Annotated in this window: 23 protein-coding genes; 8 read left to right on the forward strand and 15 right to left on the reverse strand. The window is 74.2% G+C overall.

Annotated features, from left to right (window positions below; genetic code table 11):
* Positions 1 to 21 precede the first annotated feature (21 nt).
* On the reverse strand, positions 22 to 648 hold the full coding sequence (locus ACFYMP_RS17080; RefSeq protein WP_388857385.1) for a YigZ family protein: 627 nt from the start codon (positions 646 to 648) through the stop codon (positions 22 to 24).
* Between the two features lie 201 nt (positions 649 to 849).
* On the opposite strand from ACFYMP_RS17080, the gene ACFYMP_RS17085 reads away from it, so the two are divergent.
* The gene (locus tag ACFYMP_RS17085; RefSeq protein WP_388857388.1) at positions 850 to 1,254 is read left to right on the forward strand and encodes a CoA-binding protein; all 405 of its coding nucleotides are present in this window, start codon (positions 850 to 852) and stop codon (positions 1,252 to 1,254) included.
* 20 nt (positions 1,255 to 1,274) lie between these two features.
* On the opposite strand, the gene ACFYMP_RS17090 is transcribed toward ACFYMP_RS17085, so the two are convergent.
* From ACFYMP_RS17090 to ACFYMP_RS17105, 4 genes are all read right to left on the reverse strand, one after another.
* On the reverse strand, positions 1,275 to 1,838 hold the full coding sequence (locus ACFYMP_RS17090) for a YbaK/EbsC family protein (protein ID WP_388857391.1): 564 nt from the start codon (positions 1,836 to 1,838) through the stop codon (positions 1,275 to 1,277).
* Positions 1,839 to 1,971: 133 nt separating this feature from the next.
* Positions 1,972 to 2,718, reverse strand: a complete 747-nt coding sequence (locus tag ACFYMP_RS17095) for an acyltransferase (RefSeq protein ID WP_388857394.1) — start codon at positions 2,716 to 2,718, stop codon at positions 1,972 to 1,974.
* 108 nt (positions 2,719 to 2,826) lie between these two features.
* Positions 2,827 to 3,348 carry a gamma carbonic anhydrase family protein gene (locus ACFYMP_RS17100; RefSeq protein WP_388857397.1) on the reverse strand — a complete coding sequence of 174 codons (522 nt, stop codon included), beginning with the start codon at positions 3,346 to 3,348 and terminating at the stop codon, positions 2,827 to 2,829.
* An 86-nt stretch (positions 3,349 to 3,434) separates the two neighbouring features.
* On the reverse strand, positions 3,435 to 4,085 hold the full coding sequence (locus ACFYMP_RS17105; protein ID WP_388857400.1) for a DedA family protein: 651 nt from the start codon (positions 4,083 to 4,085) through the stop codon (positions 3,435 to 3,437).
* A 223-nt stretch (positions 4,086 to 4,308) separates the two neighbouring features.
* Here ACFYMP_RS17105 and ACFYMP_RS17110 point away from each other — a divergent pair, with 223 nt between their 5' ends.
* Together ACFYMP_RS17110 and ACFYMP_RS17115 are read left to right on the forward strand one after the other, a co-directional pair.
* The gene (locus ACFYMP_RS17110; protein ID WP_388857403.1) at positions 4,309 to 5,412 is read left to right on the forward strand and encodes a hypothetical protein; all 1,104 of its coding nucleotides are present in this window, start codon (positions 4,309 to 4,311) and stop codon (positions 5,410 to 5,412) included.
* Between the two features lie 58 nt (positions 5,413 to 5,470).
* Positions 5,471 to 6,850, forward strand: coding sequence for an MFS transporter (locus ACFYMP_RS17115; protein WP_388857406.1), 1,380 nt, complete (start codon positions 5,471 to 5,473; stop codon positions 6,848 to 6,850).
* On the opposite strand, the gene ACFYMP_RS17120 is transcribed toward ACFYMP_RS17115, so the two are convergent.
* Positions 6,812 to 7,606 (reverse strand): spermidine synthase, encoded by a 795-nt coding sequence (locus ACFYMP_RS17120; RefSeq protein WP_388857545.1) that lies wholly within the window; start codon positions 7,604 to 7,606, stop codon positions 6,812 to 6,814. The genes ACFYMP_RS17115 and ACFYMP_RS17120 overlap by 39 nt on opposite strands.
* Positions 7,607 to 7,778: 172 nt before the next feature.
* Complete coding sequence (tuf, locus tag ACFYMP_RS17125) at positions 7,779 to 8,954, reverse strand: elongation factor Tu (protein ID WP_388857408.1); 1,176 nt, start codon at positions 8,952 to 8,954, stop codon at positions 7,779 to 7,781.
* Positions 8,955 to 9,381: 427 nt separating this feature from the next.
* On the opposite strand from tuf, the gene ACFYMP_RS17130 reads away from it, so the two are divergent.
* From ACFYMP_RS17130 to ACFYMP_RS17140, 3 genes are all read left to right on the forward strand, one after another.
* Positions 9,382 to 10,104: a TVP38/TMEM64 family protein gene (locus tag ACFYMP_RS17130; RefSeq protein ID WP_388857411.1), complete on the forward strand. Its 723-nt coding sequence runs from the start codon at positions 9,382 to 9,384 to the stop codon at positions 10,102 to 10,104.
* Between the two features lie 245 nt (positions 10,105 to 10,349).
* Entirely contained in the window at positions 10,350 to 11,222 is an 873-nt protein-coding gene (locus ACFYMP_RS17135) for an undecaprenyl-diphosphate phosphatase (protein ID WP_388857414.1), read from the forward strand.
* Between the two features lie 286 nt (positions 11,223 to 11,508).
* Positions 11,509 to 11,691 (forward strand): hypothetical protein, encoded by a 183-nt coding sequence (locus tag ACFYMP_RS17140; RefSeq protein WP_388857417.1) that lies wholly within the window; start codon positions 11,509 to 11,511, stop codon positions 11,689 to 11,691.
* 22 nt (positions 11,692 to 11,713) lie between these two features.
* Here the strand turns inward: ACFYMP_RS17140 and ACFYMP_RS17145 are convergent, their stop codons facing one another.
* The 3 genes from ACFYMP_RS17145 to ACFYMP_RS17155 form a co-directional block, all read right to left on the reverse strand.
* Positions 11,714 to 11,992 carry a transcriptional regulator gene (locus ACFYMP_RS17145; protein ID WP_388857548.1) on the reverse strand — a complete coding sequence of 93 codons (279 nt, stop codon included), beginning with the start codon at positions 11,990 to 11,992 and terminating at the stop codon, positions 11,714 to 11,716.
* 44 nt (positions 11,993 to 12,036) lie between these two features.
* Positions 12,037 to 12,516, reverse strand: coding sequence for a hypothetical protein (locus ACFYMP_RS17150; protein ID WP_388857420.1), 480 nt, complete (start codon positions 12,514 to 12,516; stop codon positions 12,037 to 12,039).
* A 141-nt stretch (positions 12,517 to 12,657) separates the two neighbouring features.
* Positions 12,658 to 13,299: an HAD family hydrolase gene (locus ACFYMP_RS17155; protein ID WP_388857423.1), complete on the reverse strand. Its 642-nt coding sequence runs from the start codon at positions 13,297 to 13,299 to the stop codon at positions 12,658 to 12,660.
* 93 nt (positions 13,300 to 13,392) lie between these two features.
* Between ACFYMP_RS17155 and ACFYMP_RS17160 the strand changes: the two genes are divergently transcribed.
* Complete coding sequence (locus ACFYMP_RS17160; RefSeq protein ID WP_388857426.1) at positions 13,393 to 13,608, forward strand: hypothetical protein; 216 nt, start codon at positions 13,393 to 13,395, stop codon at positions 13,606 to 13,608.
* A gap of 66 nt (positions 13,609 to 13,674) precedes the next feature.
* Here ACFYMP_RS17160 and ACFYMP_RS17165 read toward each other — a convergent pair whose 3' ends face one another.
* The gene (locus tag ACFYMP_RS17165) at positions 13,675 to 14,583 is read right to left on the reverse strand and encodes a Gfo/Idh/MocA family protein (RefSeq protein WP_388857429.1); all 909 of its coding nucleotides are present in this window, start codon (positions 14,581 to 14,583) and stop codon (positions 13,675 to 13,677) included.
* A 338-nt stretch (positions 14,584 to 14,921) separates the two neighbouring features.
* On the opposite strand from ACFYMP_RS17165, the gene ACFYMP_RS17170 reads away from it, so the two are divergent.
* The gene (locus ACFYMP_RS17170) at positions 14,922 to 15,488 is read left to right on the forward strand and encodes a hypothetical protein (RefSeq protein ID WP_388857432.1); all 567 of its coding nucleotides are present in this window, start codon (positions 14,922 to 14,924) and stop codon (positions 15,486 to 15,488) included.
* A gap of 24 nt (positions 15,489 to 15,512) precedes the next feature.
* Here the strand turns inward: ACFYMP_RS17170 and ACFYMP_RS17175 are convergent, their stop codons facing one another.
* From ACFYMP_RS17175 to fabG, 4 genes are all read right to left on the reverse strand, one after another.
* On the reverse strand, positions 15,513 to 16,028 hold the full coding sequence (locus ACFYMP_RS17175) for a hypothetical protein (protein ID WP_388857551.1): 516 nt from the start codon (positions 16,026 to 16,028) through the stop codon (positions 15,513 to 15,515).
* A gap of 118 nt (positions 16,029 to 16,146) precedes the next feature.
* A complete protein-coding gene (gene ung, locus ACFYMP_RS17180; RefSeq protein ID WP_388857554.1) occupies positions 16,147 to 16,824 on the reverse strand; it encodes a uracil-DNA glycosylase in 678 nt (225 codons plus the stop codon).
* 129 nt (positions 16,825 to 16,953) lie between these two features.
* Positions 16,954 to 17,718, reverse strand: a complete 765-nt coding sequence (locus tag ACFYMP_RS17185; protein ID WP_388857435.1) for an SDR family oxidoreductase — start codon at positions 17,716 to 17,718, stop codon at positions 16,954 to 16,956.
* Positions 17,719 to 17,804: 86 nt separating this feature from the next.
* The gene (fabG, locus tag ACFYMP_RS17190; RefSeq protein WP_388857438.1) at positions 17,805 to 18,566 is read right to left on the reverse strand and encodes a 3-oxoacyl-ACP reductase FabG; all 762 of its coding nucleotides are present in this window, start codon (positions 18,564 to 18,566) and stop codon (positions 17,805 to 17,807) included.
* Positions 18,567 to 18,570: the final 4 nt, after the last annotated feature.

The raw sequence follows: 18,570 nt of genomic DNA on the forward strand, positions 1-18,570 counted from the left end.
TGGTGGGACGGGGCCGGGCGTTCACACCTCTCCGTACGCCTCCGCGCCGAGTTCGAAAGAGGCGGTGCCCGCGGTGGCGTCCGCGAGCCAGGCGCGGAAGCTCTCGATCTCGGTGCCGGGCAGGCCGATGTCGAGGGCGACCCGCTCCCCGTAGCGCACCTCGCGGACGGTACGGCCGGTCGAGCGCAGGTCGTTCTCGATCTTGCCGGCGCGCTGGTGGTCCACGGTGACGGTGGCGAGCCGGTAGCGGCGGCGGGTGACGGTGCCGAGCGCGTCGAGGGCCTCGCCGACCGCTCCCCCGTAGGCCCGGATGAGTCCCCCGGCGCCCAGTTTGATCCCGCCGTAGTAGCGGGTGACGACGGCGACGACGTAGCGCAGCTCGCGGCGGGTCAGCATCTGGAGCATCGGCACCCCGGCGGTGCCGCCGGGTTCGCCGTCGTCGCTCGCCTTCTGCACGGAGGCGTCGGCGCCGATGACGTAGGCGTAGCAGTGGTGGCTGGCGCCGGCGTGCTCCCGGGCGATCCGCGCCACGAACTCCTGGGCCTCGCGCTCCGTGGCGGCCGGGGCCAGGGAGCACAGGAACCTCGACCGGTTGATCTCGGTCTCATGGGTGCCGGCGCGGGCCACGGTGCGGTACTCGTCCTGCATACGGTCAGCGTAGGCGCAGGACCGCGGGCGGCACCGCCCGGGGACGGAGCTGGCCGCACCGCCCGGGGACGGAACGGCCCGGGAGGGCGGTCCGCGGGGAATCCTCCGGGCGCGGAGTTCGTTGGCGCCACCGACGCGACCACCGGAACCGACGGGGCCCGCCCGGCCCTTCCGCGCCGGCTCACCACTGACGGAGGCACCATGTACGGCACTCAGGACACCGTCCGCGAGATCCTCACCGAAAGCGGCGACACCTGGGCGGTGGTGGGACTCTCCCGTAACGAGGCACGCGCCGCGTACGGGGTCGCGGCGGTGCTCCAGCGCTTCGGCAAACGGATCGTCCCGGTCCACCCGAAGGCGGAGACGGTCCACGGCGAACAGGGCTACGCCTCGCTCGCGGACATCCCCTTCCCCGTGGACGTCGTGGACGTCTTCGTCAACAGCGAGCAGGCCGGGGCGGTCGCCGACCAGGCCGTCGCGGCCGGGGCCGGGGCCGTCTGGTTCCAGCTCGGCGTGGTCGACGAGGCGGCGTACGAAAGGACCCGGGCGGCCGGCCTGGAGATGGTCATGGACCGTTGCCCGGCCATCGAGATCCCCCGGCTCTGAGCGCCCCGGGCGCCGCCCTTTCAGGAGGCGCTGATCCCGAGCCCTTCGAGGACCACGGCCTGGGGCAGTCCGAGGAACGCCTTGCCGGGGACCAGCAGCTTGCCCCGGCGCCGGCCGCTGCCGACCAGGACGTACGGCAGTTCGGTGACCGCGGCGTCCACGAGCAACGGCCAGTCGCCCGGGAGCCCGACCGGGGTGATCCCGCCGTACTCCATGCCGCTCTCGCCGACCGCGAAGTCCGTCGCGGCGAAGGACACGCGGCGTGCTCCGAGCTGCTTGCGCACGACGCCGTTGACGTCGACGCGGGTGTGCGAGAGGACGACGCAGGCGGCGTGGGTGCGGGTCTGCCCGCGTTTGGCGGCGACGACGACGCAGTTCGCCGAGGTTTCCAGCAGCTCTTGTCCGTAGTGCTCGACGAACGCGGCGGTGTCGGCCACCTGCGGGTCGGTGTCCACGTAGACCAGTTCCTCGGCGGGCACCGGGCCGCGCCAGTGGCGTACGGCCTCGGCGACGGGCGCGACCAGATCGTCGAGGGCTTCGGGGGCGGTACGGACGTCGGTGAAGTTTCCGAGAGGAGCACGCATGGCGGCACGCTAGCAGCAGCCCGGCGGGGCGGGAGGGCCATCGCCGTCACCCTCCCGCCGGGGGCGCGCGCAGAGCGGCCGCGGGGCCGGGGGATCGGCCGGCGGCGCGGGTTCGGCCGGGCGGCGGCGCGGGTCACTCCGCGGCCGGGTCCTCCAGGTCGGCGAGCGCGACCAGTTGTTCGGGCGTGACGCCCTCGGGGACCGGCACGGGCGGCGGGGTGCGCAGCGGGGGCCGCCAGCCGTGCTCCTCGTCCCAGCGTCGTACGACCTTCGCCGGGGCGCCGGCGACGACGGCGTGGTCGGGCACCTCCCCACGGACGACGGCGCCCGCGGCGACCACGACGTTGCGGCCGAGCACGGCTCCGGGCAGGATCACCGCGCCCGTGCCTATCCAGCAGCCGGGGCCGATCCGTACCGGTTCCATGCGCGGCCACTGCTTGCCCACCGGCTGGTGCGGGTCGTCGTAGCTGTGGTTCGTGGACGTCACGTAGACGTAGGGGCCGAAGTAGCAGTCGTCCCCGATGGTGACCGAGGTGTCGGCCACGACGTGGCTGCCCCGGCCCAGCACCACCCCGTTGCCCAGGCGCAGGACCGGGTCGGGCCCCAGGTCGAGACCGGGCATGAGGCCGGCGGTCAGAGTGACCTGTTCGGCGATGATGCAGTGCGCGCCCAGGTGGATCCAGGGCTCCCCGAAGACCGTGCCCTGCGGGAAGGCGAGCCTCGTCCCGGCGCCGATGGAACCGAAGCGCAGGCGCCCCGGGGTGCGGGCGGTGACGGCTCCCGCCTCACGGACCAGGCGCCAGCCGGCCTGCACGGCGCGGTGGGCCAGCGCGCGGGACAGGGCGGCCGGAGTGGGGAGCGGGTTCCTGTTCCTCGGCACCCGCACACGGTACTCACCGGTAGCCGGTGGGGGCGGGTCACCGGCTGTGATCTTCGCCCCACGCCAGGCGCGGCGGGCCAGGGGGCCGCGCGCCGGTCCGGGGTGCGCTCAGCGCACCTCGCGGTGGGTGCGGGCGAGATCGCGGTAGACCTCGGCGTTGAGCCGGAGCCCGGCCCGCTCCTCCTCGGTGAGTGCGCGCCGGACCTTGGCGGGGACGCCGGCCACGAGCGAGCCCGGCGGGACCTCCATGCCCTGCGGCACGAGGGCCTGCGCGGCGACGAGGGAGCCGGCCCCGATCCGGGCCCCGTTCAGGACGGTCGCGCCCATGCCGATCAGGACGTCGTCCTCGACGACGCAGCCGTGCAGGACGGCGTTGTGGCCCACCGAGACGCCGGAGCCCAGCCGCACCGGGAACCCGGGGTCGGCGTGCACCGTGACGTTGTCCTGGACGTTGCTGCCCGCGCCGATCGTGATGCGCTCGACGTCGGCGCGCAGTACCGCGTGGTACCAGACGCTCGCCTCGCGCTGAAGGGTCACGGCGCCGAGCACCACGGAGGTGAGCGCGGTGAACGCCTCGGGATGGATCTCGGGGGTGTTCCCGCCCACCGGGGCGACGAGTGCTTCGGCCATCATCTGCTCCTGTGTGCCGGTGGCTGGGTGTCCGTGCCGGGGGCGGCGCCGGTGTCCGTGCTCGGCCCGGTCTTCCGCGCAGCGGGTCAGTCGGCGACGGCCGCGGGCTCGCTCTCCGGCTCCGCCGCCGGTGCGGGCCGCTTGGCGTTGCGGCGCTTCATGAGCAGCAGCGAGCCGAGGCCGAAGAGCAGGGCGGCCACCAGGCCGAGCCACGAGAAGCGCTTGAGCCAGTCCTCGGCGACGATGCCGACGTAGTAGATGACCGCGGTCGTCCCGCCGGCCCACGCGATCCCGCCGAGCAGGTTGGCGACGAAGAACTTCCAGTACGGCATGTGCAGGACGCCCGCGAGGGGGCCGGCGAAGATCCGCAGGAGGGCGATGAAGCGGCCGAAGAACACCGCCCACATGCCCCACCGGTGGAAGGAGCCCTCGGCCTGCGCGACGTGCGCGGGGCTGAAGTGCTTGGGGAATCTGCGGGCGAGCCAGGCGAGCAGGGGCCTGCCGCCCTTACGGCCGATGAGGTACCCGAGGGAGTCACCGACCACGGCTCCGGCGACGGCGCAGGCGCCGAGGACCACCGGGTCGATGTGGCCCTGCTGGGAGGCGAGGAGCGCGGCGGAGACGAGCACGATCTCGCCGGGCAGGGGAACACCGAGGCTCTCCAGCCCGATCACACCCGCCACCAGGACGTAGATGGCGACGGCGGGTACGGTCTCCAGCCACCCTTGCACGTCCACGGCGGGCCTCCCAGAAGACTTCGCGTCGCGCCTCCCGCGCGCACGCACGCCGGGAAGCCTACTGGATGGCTGTGCCAGGCGGTCGCGGCCCGTCGGGCCACCCGGGCCGCCCGGCACCGCCCTCACCAGCGGCCACGTGCTCATGTCACAGAGTGGTGGCGGCGGGTCACGAGCCTGTCTCACGCGTGGCGCACGCCCCCGGTGCGCCCGTAGGGTGCCGCCCATGTGGCCAGGACAGCAGCCGCCCGGGGGCGAGCAGAACCCGCAGGACCCGCACCAGCAGCCCAACCCGTACCAGCAACCGGGGTACCCGCAGGCGAACCCGAACCAGCCCGGCTCCCCGCAGCCCGGCCCCAACCCGTACCAGCAGCCCGGCTCCCCGCAGCCGAACCCGTACGAGCGGCACTCCGGCTACGCGCAGCCGAACCCCTACCAGCAGCCGGGTGCGGGCTGGTCGGCGCCGACCACCCCGCAGGGGCCGGGCGTACCGCCGCCCGGCAACGGCCGGAACACGACGCGGACCGTCGCGATCGTGTCCGCGCTCGCGGTCCTGGTCGCGGCGGGGGTGACCGCCTTCGTCGTGCTCGGCGAGGACGACGGGAAGGACGTGGCGAAGGGCGACGACAAGAAGCCGGGGGCGAGCGCCTCGGCGCCGTCCGCGAGCACGAGTGCGAGTGCGAGCCCGAGTAGCGGTACCGACCGCGGCGGCCCGGGGATCGAGCCGACTATCCCCGGCTGGCAGGTCGTGGTCAACGCCCGGTTCGGCACCGTCTTCGAGGTGCCGGGGGACTGGGAGGTCGAGACCTCCGACACCAGCCGGGGCTTCGAGTGGAAGGACAAGAGCCAGCCGGACGGCACCGACGCGACCACCGTCAACCGGCCGGCCCTCTACAAGTCCAAGTGGTGCACGACCGACGAGGACAAGGACGGAACGCTCGACGACACCGCGCTGGCGCTGACCGGCACCCGGGGTGAGGAGGGCGCGAAGAGCACGGACATGGCCGCGGAGGCGCGCGTGCCCTGGTGGATCTACGGCGGTTACACCAACCCCGACCGCAAGAGCGTCAAGCACGAGAAGCCGAAGCCCTACACGACCAGATCCGGTCTGACCGGCAGTGTCGCGGTCGCCCACTCGGAGAACACCCCGCAGACCGGCAAGTGCAAGAGCGACGGGAAGGCCATCACCTTCGCGTTCAAGAACGGCGGCGGGGACTACGTGAGCTGGAACCTGGCCGCCGCCAAGGGGGTCAAGGACGAGGTGCCCGAGGAGACGATCCAGCGCATCCTGAGCACGGTGCGCCTGACGGACGAGCCGCCCACCGGCTGAGCGGGGTCTGTGCCGCACCGGTTTGGCAGCCGGGCGGGCGAGCGGCGATAGTCCCTGGGTGACTCCCGAACAGCCGATACGTTCCGCCGGGCGCCCCGCCTGGGCCTCGCGGAACTACAGCCTGCTGACCGCCGCCGCGATCGTGACCAACCTGGGCAGCCAGGGGGCGCTGATCGCGGCGGCGTTCGCGGTCCTGGGGTCGGGCGGGGACAGCGGGGACGTGGGGCTGGTCGCGGCGGCCCGCACCCTGCCCCTGGTCCTGTTCCTGCTGGTCGGCGGGGCGCTCGCGGACCGGCTCCCCCGGCACCGCGTCATGGTCGCGGCCAACGCGCTCAGCTGCGTGTCCCAGGGCTTGTTCGCGCTCGCCGTGCTGAGCGGCCGGGCCGAGCTGTGGCAGATGGCGCTGTTCGCCGCGCTGGGCGGCACCGGGCAGGCGTTCTTCTCCCCGGCCTCCGAGGGCATGCTCCTGTCGAGCGTGCGGGGCGAGCAGGCGGGCCGGGCCTTCGCGGTGTACCGGATGGCGATGCACGGCGCCGGGATCGGCGGGGCCGCTCTCGGCGGGGCGCTGGTCGCCCTGGCCGGCCCCGGCTGGGTGCTCGCGGTGGACGCGGGAGCCTTCGCGGTGGCCGGTGCGCTGCGCGCCTTCCTCGACGTACGGGGTCTGCCCGTGCGGCCCGCGGGCGCCGGGATGCTCGCGGATCTGCGCGAGGGCTGGCGGGAGGTGACCGGGCGGCCCTGGCTGTGGTCGATCGTGCTCCAGTTCGCCGTCGTGAACGCCGTGATCGGGGCGGCCGAGGCGGTGTACGGGCCGCTGGTCGCCGAGGACAGCCTCGGCGGACCGGGCCCGTGGGGCACCGCTCTGGCGGCCTTCGGCGCGGGCACCGTGATCGGGGCGCTGGTGATGACCCGGTGGCGGCCGCGGCGCCCCCTGTTCGCGGGCGTCCTGTGCGTACTCCCGCTCGCGCTGCCCTCCGCGGGCCTGGCGCTGCCCCTGCACATCGCCCCGCTGATCGCCGTGATGTTCGTGAGCGGTGTCAGTGTGGAGGTGTTCGGGGTCTCGTGGATGACGGTGCTGCACCAGGAGATCCCCGAGGACAAGTTCTCCCGGGTCTCCTCGTACGACTGGCTGGGCTCGCTCGCGCTGCTGCCGGTGGCGACGGCGCTCGCGGGGCCGGTCGAGTCGGCGGTGGGCCGCGGCACGGCGCTGTGGGGCTGTGCCGCGCTGGTGTTGCTGCTGACGCTCGCGGTCCTGTTCGTGCCGGACGTACGACGGCTGCGCCGGGCACCGCACGGGGCCGTGGCCGCGGGAGCGCCGACGGAGGTGCCGACCGCCGCCCCGGTCGGCGAGATGGCGCAGTCCGCTCCGGTCGAGGTGCCGCCGCCGGGCAGTGGCCCGGGTTCAGCCGATGCCGAAGGAGCCGCCGGGCGGCAGGGGTGAGGCGAGCGCCTGCCCGTCCCGCACCGGCCGGGCCCCGCCGATCACCCGGCGCAGCGCGGCGGGCTCGTCGACCACCCGGGCCGCGAAGGCGTCGCGGGCGCAGCGGCGGGCGAGTTCCGCCGTGTCGAGGGGGCGGCGCGAGGCGAGGACCACGGCGTTGCCGAAGCGCCGGCCGCGCAGGACGGCGGGCTCGGCGATCAGCGCGAGCTGGTCGAAGACCGTGCCGAGCGTGGCGAGCTGCGCGCCGAGGAAGGCGAAGGGCGCGGTGTCGGCGAGGTTCGCGACGTACCACCCGTCGGGCCGCAGGACGCGGCCGGCGGCTTCGGCGTAGGCGACGGTGGTGAGGTGGGCGGGCACGCTGGAACCGCCGAACACGTCGGCGATCAGCAGGTCGGCGCCGGCCGCGGGCGCCGCCTCCAGCCAGTCGAGCGCGTCCGCCGCGTGCACGGTGATCCGCTCCCGCGGCGCGGTCGGCAGCTTCTCGGCGACCAGCTCGACCAGTCCCCGGTCTGCGTCCACGACGTCCTGCCGGGAACCGGGGCGGGTAGCGGCGACGTAGCGGGGCAGGGAGAGGGCGCCGCCGCCGAGGTGCAGCACGTCGAGCGGGGCGCCCGCCGGGGCGGCGCAGTCCACGGCGTGCCCGATGCGGCGGGCGTACTCGAACTCCAGGTGTCCGGGCTCGTCGAGGTCGACGTACGACTGCGGGGCACCGTCCACGGTGAGCAGCCAGGCCCGTGCGCGGTCCACGTCGGGCATGAGCCGGGCCACGCCGTGGTCGACGGTACGGGTCACGGGGATCGGCTCCTGCCGGGATGCGCTCACCCGCCCAGTGTGCCGGGTCGCGCGGCGGACCGAGCCCTGAGGACGGGTTCGCCGTCCACCGCGCGCACGGGCCGAGGCCGGCCCCTCACGGGGCCGGCCTCCTCGCTCAGCCGGACAGGACCTCCGTCACCGTGCCCGCGCCCACGGTCCTGCCGCCCTCGCGGATCGCGAAGCCGAGGCCCGGCTCCAGCGGCACCGGGCGCCCAAGTCCGACCGTCATCGTGACCGTCTCGCCGGGGCGGGCGACGGCCGCCTCACCGAGGTCGATGTCGCCCACGACGTCGGCGGTGCGGAGGTAGAACTGCGGCCGGTAGCCGCTGGTGACCGGGGTGCTGCGGCCTCCCTCGCGGGCCGGGAGGACGTACACCCGCGCGGTGAAGCGGCTGCTGGGCGCCGCGCTGCCGGGCGCGGCGACGACGTGCCCCCGGCGAACCGCGTCCCGGGGCAGACCGCGCAGCAGCAGTGCCACGTTGTCGCCCGCCTGCGCGGACTCCATCGGCTTGCCGAAGGTCTCCAGACCGGTGACGACGGTCTCCGTGCCGGGCCCGAGCACGGCGACCCGGTCCCCCACGCGTACGGTCCCGCGCTCGACGGCACCGGTGACGACGGTGCCGCGCCCGGTGATGGTCAGGACGTTCTCGACCGGCAGCAGGAACGGCGCGTCGACGTACCTCTCGGGCAGGGGTACGTACGTGTCGACGGCGTCGAGCAGCGCCTCCACGGAGGCCGTCCAGCGCGGGTCGCCCTCCAGCGCGCGCAGGCCGGAGACCCGGACCACGGGCGCGCTGTCCCCGCCGTAGCCGTGCGCGGTAAGCAGTTCGCGCACCTCCAGTTCCACGAGGTCGGTCAGCTCCTCGTCACCCGCGTCGGCCTTGTTGATCGCCACCACGATGTGGTCGACGCCGACCTGACGGGCCAACAGGACGTGCTCGGCGGTCTGCGGCATGATCCCGTCGGTCGCCGAGACCACCAGGATCGCCCCGTCGAGCTGGGCCGCTCCCGTGACCATGTTCTTGACGTAGTCGGCGTGACCGGGCATGTCGACGTGGGCGTAGTGGCGGGTGTCGGTCTCGTACTCGACGTGCGCGAGGTTGATGGTGATGCCGCGCCGGGCCTCCTCGGGCGCCCGGTCGATGCGGTCGAAGGGCACGAAGCCCGCGGTGCCGCGCTCGGCGAGGACCTTGGTGATGGCGGCGGTGAGGGTGGTCTTGCCGTGGTCGACGTGGCCCATGGTGCCGATGTTGAGGTGCGGCTTGGTGCGCGCGTACGTGGTCTTGGACATGATGGTGTGCTGTTCCTTCCCGTGAACACGTGGTTCCGGGACCCCGGGGCCGGACCGACCCTCCCCCTGCGGGGTCCGCCGGTCTGTCCGGGGAGGGTCAGCGTCGAGCGCCGTCGAGAAGGGTCGCGGCAGCCCTCGCGGCGTCCGCGACCGCGGACGCTGCTGCGAGGTTCAGGTGCCGGAACATGCGGCCGATTCTTCCGCTCCCGCGTCCGCCCGTCGACGGGTTTTCCGCCTGGCCGGAGGTACGCGCCCCGGCAACGGGGCCCGGACGAAGGGGGGCTGACGCCGGGGCGGGTCCCCGGGGCCGCGGATGGCGCGTCCGGGTCCCGGCGGGCCGGGACGGGGCGGGAGAGACGCACCACACTCGCCCGTCCCGGGGTACGCGGTGCGGCGATCACCGCCCCATGTCGGTTAGTCTCCCGAGATGTTCGACCATGCCGCGGCACGGCCCACAGGTTTCGCCGGACGCTGCGTACGGGTGTTGTTCTCCCCCTGGTCCCGGCTCGGCCTGCTGGTGACCCTGCTCGCCGCCGCCGGTTGTCTCGTGCTGTTGCTGCGGCCGCAGCGGCTGCTGTCCGGTGGCTGGCCCAACCAGTTCACGGGCGCCGCCGCCGTCGTGGTCTTCGCCGCGGCCTACGGGATATGCACGGCCGCGTTCGTGCCCAGACCGCTGCTGAATCTCGCGGCGGGTGCCCTGTTCGGCTCCCAGGCGGGGCTGCTCGCCGCGGTCGGCGGTTCGGTGCTCGGCGCGGGGATCGCCTTCGGCCTGGGCCGGATACTCGGGCAGGAGGCGCTGCGCCCGCTGCTGCGCGCCAGATGGCTGCGGGCGGCGGACGGCCAGCTCAGCCGGCACGGGTTCCGGACGATGCTCGCGCTGCGTCTGTTCCCGGGCGTGCCCTTCTGGGCGGCGAACTACTGCGCCTCGGTCTCACGGATGCGCTGGTCGGCCTTCCTCCTCGCGACCGGTGTCGGGGTGATCCCCAACACCGGGGCCTACGTGGTGGCGGGCAGCCGCGCGGCGACCCCGACCTCCCCGGTCTTCCTGGTCGCCATGGGCTTCATCGCCCTCACGGCGCTCGGCGGCCTCCTGGTCGCCTGGCGCAAACGGCACCGGCTGCGCGGCGCGGGCACCTCCGCGGACCGCTGAACACCCCCGGACGGTCGCCCCGCCCACCTGGCGGAGGGCCCGTTCTCCCGTTGGCCTGAGCTTCCCGCGCCGTTCACCCGCCCGTCCCCGTTCGTGTCCTACGCTCCCCACCGACCGGCGCGTGATCTTCTTCCCCACCCCCACACCCCGTACGGGTGTGTCAGGCGGCGACGGTCGTCCACCACCGGCCTCGGGCCCGTCCGCACGGGTCCCTGCGTGATGATCTCTGGGATGGCTGCGCGTCCATGTCTTGGTTCGAATCCTTCATTCTCGGTCTGCTCCAGGGCCTGACCGAGTTCCTGCCGATCTCCTCCAGCGCCCATCTGCGGCTGGCCGCCGCCTTCGCGGGCTGGCACGATCCGGGCGCGGCCTTCACCGCCGTCACCCAGATCGGCACCGAGCTGGCCGTGATCCTGTACTTCCGCAAGGACATCGCGCGCATCGTCTCGGCCTGGTTCCGCTCGCTGGGCAGCCGTCAGTGGCGGCAGGACCACGACGCGAGGACGGGCTGGCTGGTCGTCGTCGGCTCGATCCCGATCGGCGTGCTCGGGATCACCTTCCAGGACCAGATCGAGGGGCCCTTCCGCGATCTGCGGCTCATCGCCACCACGCTCGTCGTGATGGGCCTCGTGCTGGGCGCCGCCGACTGGCTGGCCGCCCGCGAGGAGCAGGGCGGACGGCACCGGGCCGGCAGACGGCGGAAGACCCTCGCCGACCTCGGGGTGCGCGACGGTCTCGTCTACGGTTTCTGCCAGGCGCTCGCCCTGGTGCCCGGCGTGTCCCGTTCCGGCGCGACGATCAGCGGCGGCCTGTTCATGGGCTACACCAGGGAGGCAGCGGCACGCTACTCCTTCCTGCTCGCGATCCCCGCCGTGCTCGCCTCCGGCGTGTTCGAGCTGAAGGACGCGGGCGAGGGCCACGTGTCCTGGGGGCCGACGATCTTCGCGACCCTCATCGCCTTCGTCGTGGGCTACGCCGTCATCGCGTGGTTCATGAAGTACATCTCCCAACGCAGCTTCCTGCCCTTCGTCGTCTACCGGGTCCTGCTCGGCGTCGCCCTGTTCGCCCTGGTCGGCGCCGGAGCGCTGAGTCCGCACGCGGGCGAGTCCGCGGGCTGAGCGGCGGCCACTCGCCGACGGGCGCCGGGGACGGGCCCGGCCGAGCCACCGGGATTGGCATCACAGCAGGTCAGGAGCGGTGCGCGGGGCCGGTGACGGAGGAGGGGGCCAGGTGGTTCCGTCCCGTACGGAGAGAATATGAGGCCGACGTCACAATACCCCCGTATCAGGGGAGGTTTGGGGGGTGATTCGGCTGGTCAGAAGGGGTTCACGCGGGCAGCGGGAACGCGACGGGCGGTATCGGGGACGCAGCGGACTGTCACATCGAGGCCCTAAGCTTGTGGTCATGTCCGCCAACCCCCTGACCCCCGCCTCGACCGTTCGCTCCGCCGCCGCCGTCAACGAGCAGATCCGCAGCCTGTGGCTCCGGGCCGGTGGCCATCTCACGACGAGTCAGCGCGGCGAGTACGAGCGGCTGGTCACGGAGTGGGCCGAGGCCGTACGGCGCGAGGTCGTCCCGGCGGCCTGAAGCGGGGCCCCAGCCGCCGGACTCACTCCTGCCTCCTGGCCCCTTCCGCACGCGCACCCGCCCGCCGGGCGGTCTCCGCCATCGCGCGCAACGCCTCCAGGTGCCCGCTGAAGGCCGCCCGGCCCTCCGGGGTCAGGGAGAGCCAAGTGCGCGGACGGCGGCCCACGTAGCCCTTGCGCACGCGCAGATAGCCCGCCGCCTCCAGCGCGGAGGCGATCCGGCTCACGCTCGCGTCGGACACCTGCGCGTACTCCCGTACGGCGGCGAACTCGGCCTCGGCGCAGCCGGAGAGGAAGGCCATGACGGTGAGCCGGGTGGGGTGCTGGATGACCTCGTCCAGCTCGTTCACCGGATCGCCGCCCCGCCCGCGCGTCGCGCCCGGCCGTTGTGGCGGGCCGCCTGGACCCACAGGCACGCCCCGAGCAGCACCCCGGAGGCCACCGCGCCCGCCGCCCGGCCCAGGGGCAGCGCGAGCAGCCAGCCCGCCCCGTAGCATCCGGCCTGCCACAGCGAGGGCAGCAGCCGCGCCCACGTGCCGCCGGGCGGTGGCCACAGGACGACGCCCACCTGGCGCACCGCGAGGTAGTGCGCGGCGACGAACGCCGCCGCCGCCGTCACGAGCACCCCGGACACGAGGGGCCCGCTCCCCTCGTCCCACGGCAGGCCCACCGTGGCGAACACGACCACGGCCAGCAGCCCCCGAGAGGGGCCGAACCACCCGGGCCACGGTCGTGGTGCGCGCGCCGCCGTCCGGGCCCGCTCGACCCGCGCGAGCATCCGCGCCGCCTCGTTCGCCCCGCCCCGCGCTCCCGGCTCGGTCGCCACACCCAACACCTCCCCGTCGTCGGCCCGTTGACGTCCACCGCGTCGGGCCCGCCCTCAGCCTGCCAGATACTTTCGCGAGACGGAAGTACTTCCGTACACCGAGGATGAGCCGGTCGCGGGGGGTCGTTCCCGCCGCGTCGCTCACTCGTGCAGCAGTCGCTCCAGTTGGGTCAGGGAGTCGATACGCCAGTCCGCCGCCTCGATCACCGAGGGGTCGTCGGCCCACCAGTGCCCCCAGGGCCCGCGCCGCAGGTGGGCCACGCGCAGTCCGGCGGCCTTCGCGGGGAAGACGTCGTTGACCGGGTGGTCGCCGACGTACACCGTGTCGCGAGGGGCGGTGCCCGCCTCCTGGAGCACCCGCGCGAAGAACTCCGGGGAGGGCTTCGCGACACCCCACACGCCCGAGCTGGTCACGAGGTCGGCCGGCAGGTCGAGGCCGCGCAGCAACTCGGCCGCCCGCGCCGTCTGGTTGCCGACGACCAGGACGCGGTGACCGCGCTGACGCAGTTTCCCGAGCGCGGGGCGCACGTCCGGGTACAGATCGCTCTCGTCGAGGTACTCGCCGCGCCCCACCGCGTCCCGGGCACCGTTGGCCTCGTGCACGTCCATGCCGGGACGCAGCAGGCGCAGCGCGTCCGCGCTGTCGCGGCCCTGGACCACGGCGGCGCCCACGAGCGCGGACAGGGTGTGCCGGGGCACACCGAGCCAGTCGGCCCAGCCCGACCAGTGGCGATCGTCTTTTGTAAGGGTTTCACCGATGTCGAACACAATCGTCTCGTTCACCCGGCGCAGCCTACGGGCCGGGAGGGTCTACCCGGGCCGGGCAACGCCCGCGCGGCTCCTGGCCCGTCGGCGCCGGCGGCGAGGACCGGCCGGATGACGCAGCGCGGGGACCTCCCTTCCGTGATGGACCGGCTCGCCCTCGGCTCCTTGCCGACGGCCTGCGCCGTCGCCGTGGACGACGGGGACTGGCCCGCGTACGAGGCGCTGTGCACGCCTTCCGGCCGCGTCGGCCCGCGGGGCGCGGGCGGGCAGGAGGGAGCGGCCGGGGAGGTGGCCTGCGGTACGCCGGGCGGCCGGACGCCGGGCTAGCGGGCGCGTGGGGCGGCCCGTGGACGCCTCCGGAGGCCGCGGGCGCGCGCGACACCGGCCGGCCGGTCAGCGCGCCGCGTCCTCCTCGGCCACCTGGACGACGCGCTCGCACAGCTCGTGGGTCTCCAGCGCGTCCCGGGCGCTCAGCTCCTCACCGGCGGCCACGGCGTCGAGGAAGGCGTGGACGGTCTGCTCGATCCCGCGCTGGCGGACCACCGGAGTCCAGTCGCCCCGCCGCCGCAGAGTCGGCTGTCCCTTGTGGTCGATGACCTCGGACAGGTTGAGCACCTGCCGTTTGGTGTCCTGGCCGGAGATCTCGAGGATCTCCTCGGTGGAACCGCTGACCCGGTTCATGATGCCGATCGCGGTGAAACCGGGCCCGGCGAGCTGCAACACGACGTGGGCGAGCAGCCCGTCCTGCGAGCGAGTGTGGACGCGCACCTCATCGGGCGTGCCGGGGACGAGGAAGCGCAGTGTGTCGACGACGTGGACGAAGTCGTCGAACACGAAGGTGCGGGCCGCCTCGGGCAGTCCGTGCCGGTTCTTCTGGAGGAGGACGAGGTCCCGGGGCTGCTCCAGACACTGCACGTAGCCGGGGGCCCGGCGCCGGTTGAAGCCGACCATGAGCGGCACGCCCCGGTCCTCGGCCAGTTCCACGAGCTGCCGTGCCTGCGCCAGTTCGTAGGCGAGCGGCTTGTCGACGTAGGTCGGTACACCCGCTTCGATCAGCCGGGTGACGAGGGCCGGGTGCGCGGCGGTCGCGGCGTGCACGAAGGCGGCGTCCAGCCCCTGGGCGAGCAGTTCGTCGAGGCCGCGGTGGAGCCGGGAGGCCGGGAGGTGGTACTGCGCGCCGATCCGCTCCAGCGTCTCGTGGGTACGGGTGTGCAGGTGCAGTTCCGTGTCGGGGAGCGTGGTGAGTACCGGGAGGTACGCCTTCTCCGCGATGTCCCCGAGCCCGATGCAGCCGATCCTCACGGCAACTCCTTCTTCCGGTGTCCGCACCTGACTCCGGCGGAGCGGTCCGCCTGCCGGGCGGTGCGGGTGGTGAGCGGGCGGACGGCCCGAGCGCGCAGCTTACGGGCCGGGGGCCGGGCTGGGCGGGGCGGGGCGGGGCCCGCACCGGAGGGGCGAGGTGAGCCCCGGTCCGGGCGGGCGGGGGCGGCGGCCGGGCACACGGGGCGAGTCCGCCGGAGGGGAGTCACCGGCGACGCGCCGGCTCTCCGTCAGCCGCCGGTGAGCCGCCACCCCACCCGTCCGGGGGACGCGGCCCCGTCCGGCTTTGCCGGGGGCTCGTGGGGCAGCAGAGTTGGCGGGTGCACCGAACCAAGACCACCGCCGCCGCGGCCCTCCTGGCCACGATGGCCGTGTCCGCCCTCTCCGGATGTGTGAGCGTGCGGCCTCCCGCGCCCAGCGAGGCTTCGGGGTCCGTCACCTCTGCCCGTGCCTCCGCCCCACCGGCACCGCTCACGTTCAGCGGTCCCTTCCAGGAGGTCCTGCTCCTGCTCGACGGGGCGGCCCCCCGCCCGGCCGGTCCGGTGCCGCTGGAGGAGGCGGAGACGAGACAGTGGCTCGCGCGGCCGGACGCGGAACTCCGGGCTGCCCCACCGGCCGCCACGCCCGACGTCCGGGCCCCGGAGCCCGGACCGGCCCGGACCGCCGTGCCCCGGCCCGCCCGGCCGGCGCCCGTGGTGGTGCCGCCCGCCAGACGGGAGCTCCAGCGGCCCCGTCCCACGCCCCCGGCGCCCGCGCCCCGCACCGGTGGTGGGGGCGGCTCCCCGAGGGGCGGGGACGGCGGTGTGTGCGGACTCGGCCGGACGTACGGCGGCTGGCCCGCGGACAGTCCGCAGGCGCGGATCTGCGGCCAGGCGTACGGCCGCTGACGGGGCGCCCGGTCTCTGCCGCGCTCAGCCCCGGGGCCCCTCCGGCGTTCCGTCCAGCCGGTGGCCGAGCCGGGTGAGTGCGGCGCGCACCCCGTCGCCGTACGGATCGTCGCCGAGCGCCTCGGAGGCGGCTCGGGCCCGGCCCAGGTGGGCCCGTGCCTCCCGCGGGCGATCGAGTTTCAGGTAGTCCGCCGCGAGGTTGAGGTGCAGCGTGGGCGCCAGGGACCGGACCTCCGGGGCGAGCCTGCCGCGGGAGAGCCGGTCGGCGCGGAGGGACGCGGCGGCGGCCAGTGCCCGGAGGTCCCAGTCCAGCTCGCGTCGTGGGTCGTCCTGGGCGTCGGCCATGTAGTGGGCGAGGGTGCAGCGGTGCAGCGGGTCGCCGTCCTCGCCGATCTCGGCCCACAGCGCGGTGAACCGGGAACGGGCCTCCTCGCGGTCCCCGGCGTGCAGCAGGATCGCCACCTGGCCGATACGGGTCAGCACCGCGTCCCCGTCGTCGGGGCCGGGGGGTTCGTCCCCGGGACCCGGGCCGCCCGCCACGCCACCCGTCCGCCGCTGTGCCACCACACCTCCATCAGGTACCGGTGTCACCGCTCGCCGGGCCGGTGACCACCGCCGACGCTAGCGGCCCGGCGGCCCCGATCGGCTCAGGCGGCGCTCAGCCGAGGTCCGGGATACGCCAGTCGATCGGCTCGTGGCCCTGGGCGGCGACCGCCGCGTCGATCTGGCTGAAGGGCCGCGAGCCGAAGAACTTCTTCGCGGACAGCGGGGAGGGATGGGCGCCCTTCACCACGGTGTGCCGCTCGGTGTCGATGAGCGGCAGCTTCTTCTGCGCGTAGGCGCCCCACAGCACGAACACCGCCGGGTCGGGGCGGTGGGCGACGGCGCGGATCACCGCGTCGGTGAACTGTTCCCATCCCTTGCCCTTGTGCGAGTTGGCCTCGCCGGAGCGGACGGTGAGGACCGCGTTGAGCAGGAGGACGCCCTGCTCGGCCCACGGCATCAGGTATCCGTTGTCCGGGACGGGGTGGCCGAGGTCGGCGTGCATCTCCTTGTAGATGTTGCGCAGCGACGGCGGTACGCGCACGCCGGGCCGCACCGAGAAGCACAGGCCGTGCCCCTGGCCCTCGCCGTGGTACGGGTCCTGGCCGAGCACGAGGACCTTGACCTGCTCGAAGGGGGTGGCCTCCAGCGCGGCGAAGACCTCCTCGCGCGGCGGGAAGACCGGGCCGTTCGCCCGCTCGGCCTCGACGAAGGCCATGAGTTCGGCGAAGTACGGCTTCGTCTGCTCCTCGCCGAGCGGCCCGCGCCAGGACTCGGGCAACAGGTCGGGCAGCAGAGCGGTTTCGGTCACGGCGACTACCTCCGGAATGCGGTCGGTTCTGTCCCCAGAACCTACCGGTCGCCACTGACAGCGCCCCCGCCGACGGTGGCGACGGGGGCGCGAAGGGCGCGCGGACCCGGCTCAGCCGATTCCGGCGTTGAGGAAGATCCCGCCGTCGACCACGAGGGTCTGGCCGGTGATCCACCCCGCCTTGTCGGAGGTGAGGAACTCGGCGGCCCCGCCGATGTCCTCGGGGACGCCGAGGCGGCCCATCGGGTACGCGGCGGCGGCCTCGGCCTCGCGGCCCTCGTACAGGGCCTCGGCGAACTTCGTCCTCACGACGGCCGGGGCGATCGCGTTGACCCGTACGACCGGGGCGAACTCGTGCGCGAGCTGGGCGGTCAGGTTGATCATCGCGGCCTTGCTCATGCCGTAGGCCCCGATGAACGGGGACGCGGAGAGGCCCGCGACGGAGGCGATGTTGACGATCGCCCCGCCGTTGGCGGCCTGCCACGCCTTCCAGGTGCGCTGCGCGAAGCCGAGCGCGGAGAGCACGTTGGTCTCGTACACCTTGCGCGCCACGTTCAGGTCCACTTCGGCCATCGGGCCGAAGACCGGGTTGGTGCCCGCGTTGTTGACCAGATAGTCGACCCGGCCGAAGGCGTCCATGGTCGCCTCGACGGCGGCGGCCTGGTGGGCCTCGTCGTGCGCCTTGCCCGCGACACCGATCGCCCGGTCGGCACCGAGGCGTTCGACGGCCTCCCTGAGGGCCTCCTCACCGCGTCCGGTGATGCACACCCGGTCGCCGCGCGCCACCAGCGCCTCGGCCACTCCGTAGCCGATCCCCCGGCTGGCGCCCGTGATCAGGGCGACCCTGCCGCTGTCGGGACGGTTCTGCTCGCTCATCGTGTCTGCTCACTCATCGTGTCTGCCCGCCCGTCGTGCGGGGGGTTCGTCGTGCGGGAACTCTTCGTGCGAGGGCCCCGTCCGGGTCAGTTGAGCGGGCCGCCGGCCACGTACATGACCTGCCCGGAGACGAATCCGGCCGCCTCGCCGGTGAAGAAGGCGATGGCGTTGGCGACGTCGGCGGGCGTGCCGACCCGCTGCACGGGGATCTGGCTCGCGGCGGCCTTCTGGAAGTCCTCGAAGCCCATGCCGACCCGCTCGGCGGTCGCGGCCGTCATGTCGGTGGCGATGAAACCGGGGGCGACGGCGTTGGCGGTGACCCCGAACTTGCCCAGCTCGATCGCCAGGGTCTTGGTCAGGCCCTGCATACCGGCCTTCGCGGCCGAGTAGTTGATCTGGCCCCGGTTGCCGAGCGCGGAGGAGCTGGAGAGGTTGACGATGCGGCCGAAGCCCGCGTCCACCATGTGCTTCTGGACGGCCCTGGCCATCAGGAAGGCGCCGCGCAGGTGCACGTTGAGGACGGTGTCCCAGTCGTTCGCGCTCATCTTGAACAGCAGGTTGTCGCGCAGCACCCCGGCGTTGTTCACGAGGATGGTGGGCGCGCCCAGCTCCCGCTCGACACGCGCGACGGCGGCCTCCACCTGGGCCTCGTCCGAGACGTCGGCGCCGATCGCGACGGCCCTGCCACCGGCCGCGGTGATCTGCTCGACGGTGTCCTTGCACGCCGACTCGTCCAGGTCCAGGACGGCCACGGCACGCCCCTCCCGCGCGAGGCGTACGGCGGTGGCGGCGCCGATCCCCCGCGCGGCTCCCGTCACGACGGCTACGCGCTGCTCGGTGGTGGACATGGTG

The organism is Streptomyces sp. NPDC007088 (assembly GCF_042869355.1).
Lineage (GTDB): Bacteria > Actinomycetota > Actinomycetes > Streptomycetales > Streptomycetaceae > Streptomyces.

Bases quoted from the DNA above. Each gene is read 5' to 3' on its own strand.
- ACFYMP_RS17080 (WP_388857385.1), bottom strand. From the start codon at position 648: ATGCAGGACGAGTACCGCACCGTGGCCCGCGCCGGCACCCATGAGACC.
- ACFYMP_RS17085 (WP_388857388.1), top strand. From the start codon at position 850: ATGTACGGCACTCAGGACACCGTCCGCGAGATCCTCACCGAAAGCGGC.
- ACFYMP_RS17090 (WP_388857391.1), bottom strand. From the start codon at position 1,838: ATGCGTGCTCCTCTCGGAAACTTCACCGACGTCCGTACCGCCCCCGAA.
- ACFYMP_RS17100 (WP_388857397.1), bottom strand. From the start codon at position 3,348: ATGGCCGAAGCACTCGTCGCCCCGGTGGGCGGGAACACCCCCGAGATC.
- ACFYMP_RS17110 (WP_388857403.1), top strand. From the start codon at position 4,309: ATGTGGCCAGGACAGCAGCCGCCCGGGGGCGAGCAGAACCCGCAGGAC.
- ACFYMP_RS17120 (WP_388857545.1), bottom strand. From the start codon at position 7,606: ATGCCCGACGTGGACCGCGCACGGGCCTGGCTGCTCACCGTGGACGGT.
- tuf (WP_388857408.1), bottom strand. From the start codon at position 8,954: ATGTCCAAGACCACGTACGCGCGCACCAAGCCGCACCTCAACATCGGC.
- ACFYMP_RS17130 (WP_388857411.1), top strand. From the start codon at position 9,382: ATGTTCGACCATGCCGCGGCACGGCCCACAGGTTTCGCCGGACGCTGC.
- ACFYMP_RS17135 (WP_388857414.1), top strand. From the start codon at position 10,350: ATGTCTTGGTTCGAATCCTTCATTCTCGGTCTGCTCCAGGGCCTGACC.
- ACFYMP_RS17140 (WP_388857417.1), top strand. From the start codon at position 11,509: ATGTCCGCCAACCCCCTGACCCCCGCCTCGACCGTTCGCTCCGCCGCC.
- ACFYMP_RS17145 (WP_388857548.1), bottom strand. From the start codon at position 11,992: ATGGCCTTCCTCTCCGGCTGCGCCGAGGCCGAGTTCGCCGCCGTACGG.
- ACFYMP_RS17160 (WP_388857426.1), top strand. From the start codon at position 13,393: ATGACGCAGCGCGGGGACCTCCCTTCCGTGATGGACCGGCTCGCCCTC.
- ACFYMP_RS17185 (WP_388857435.1), bottom strand. From the start codon at position 17,718: ATGAGCGAGCAGAACCGTCCCGACAGCGGCAGGGTCGCCCTGATCACG.
- fabG (WP_388857438.1), bottom strand. From the start codon at position 18,566: ATGTCCACCACCGAGCAGCGCGTAGCCGTCGTGACGGGAGCCGCGCGG.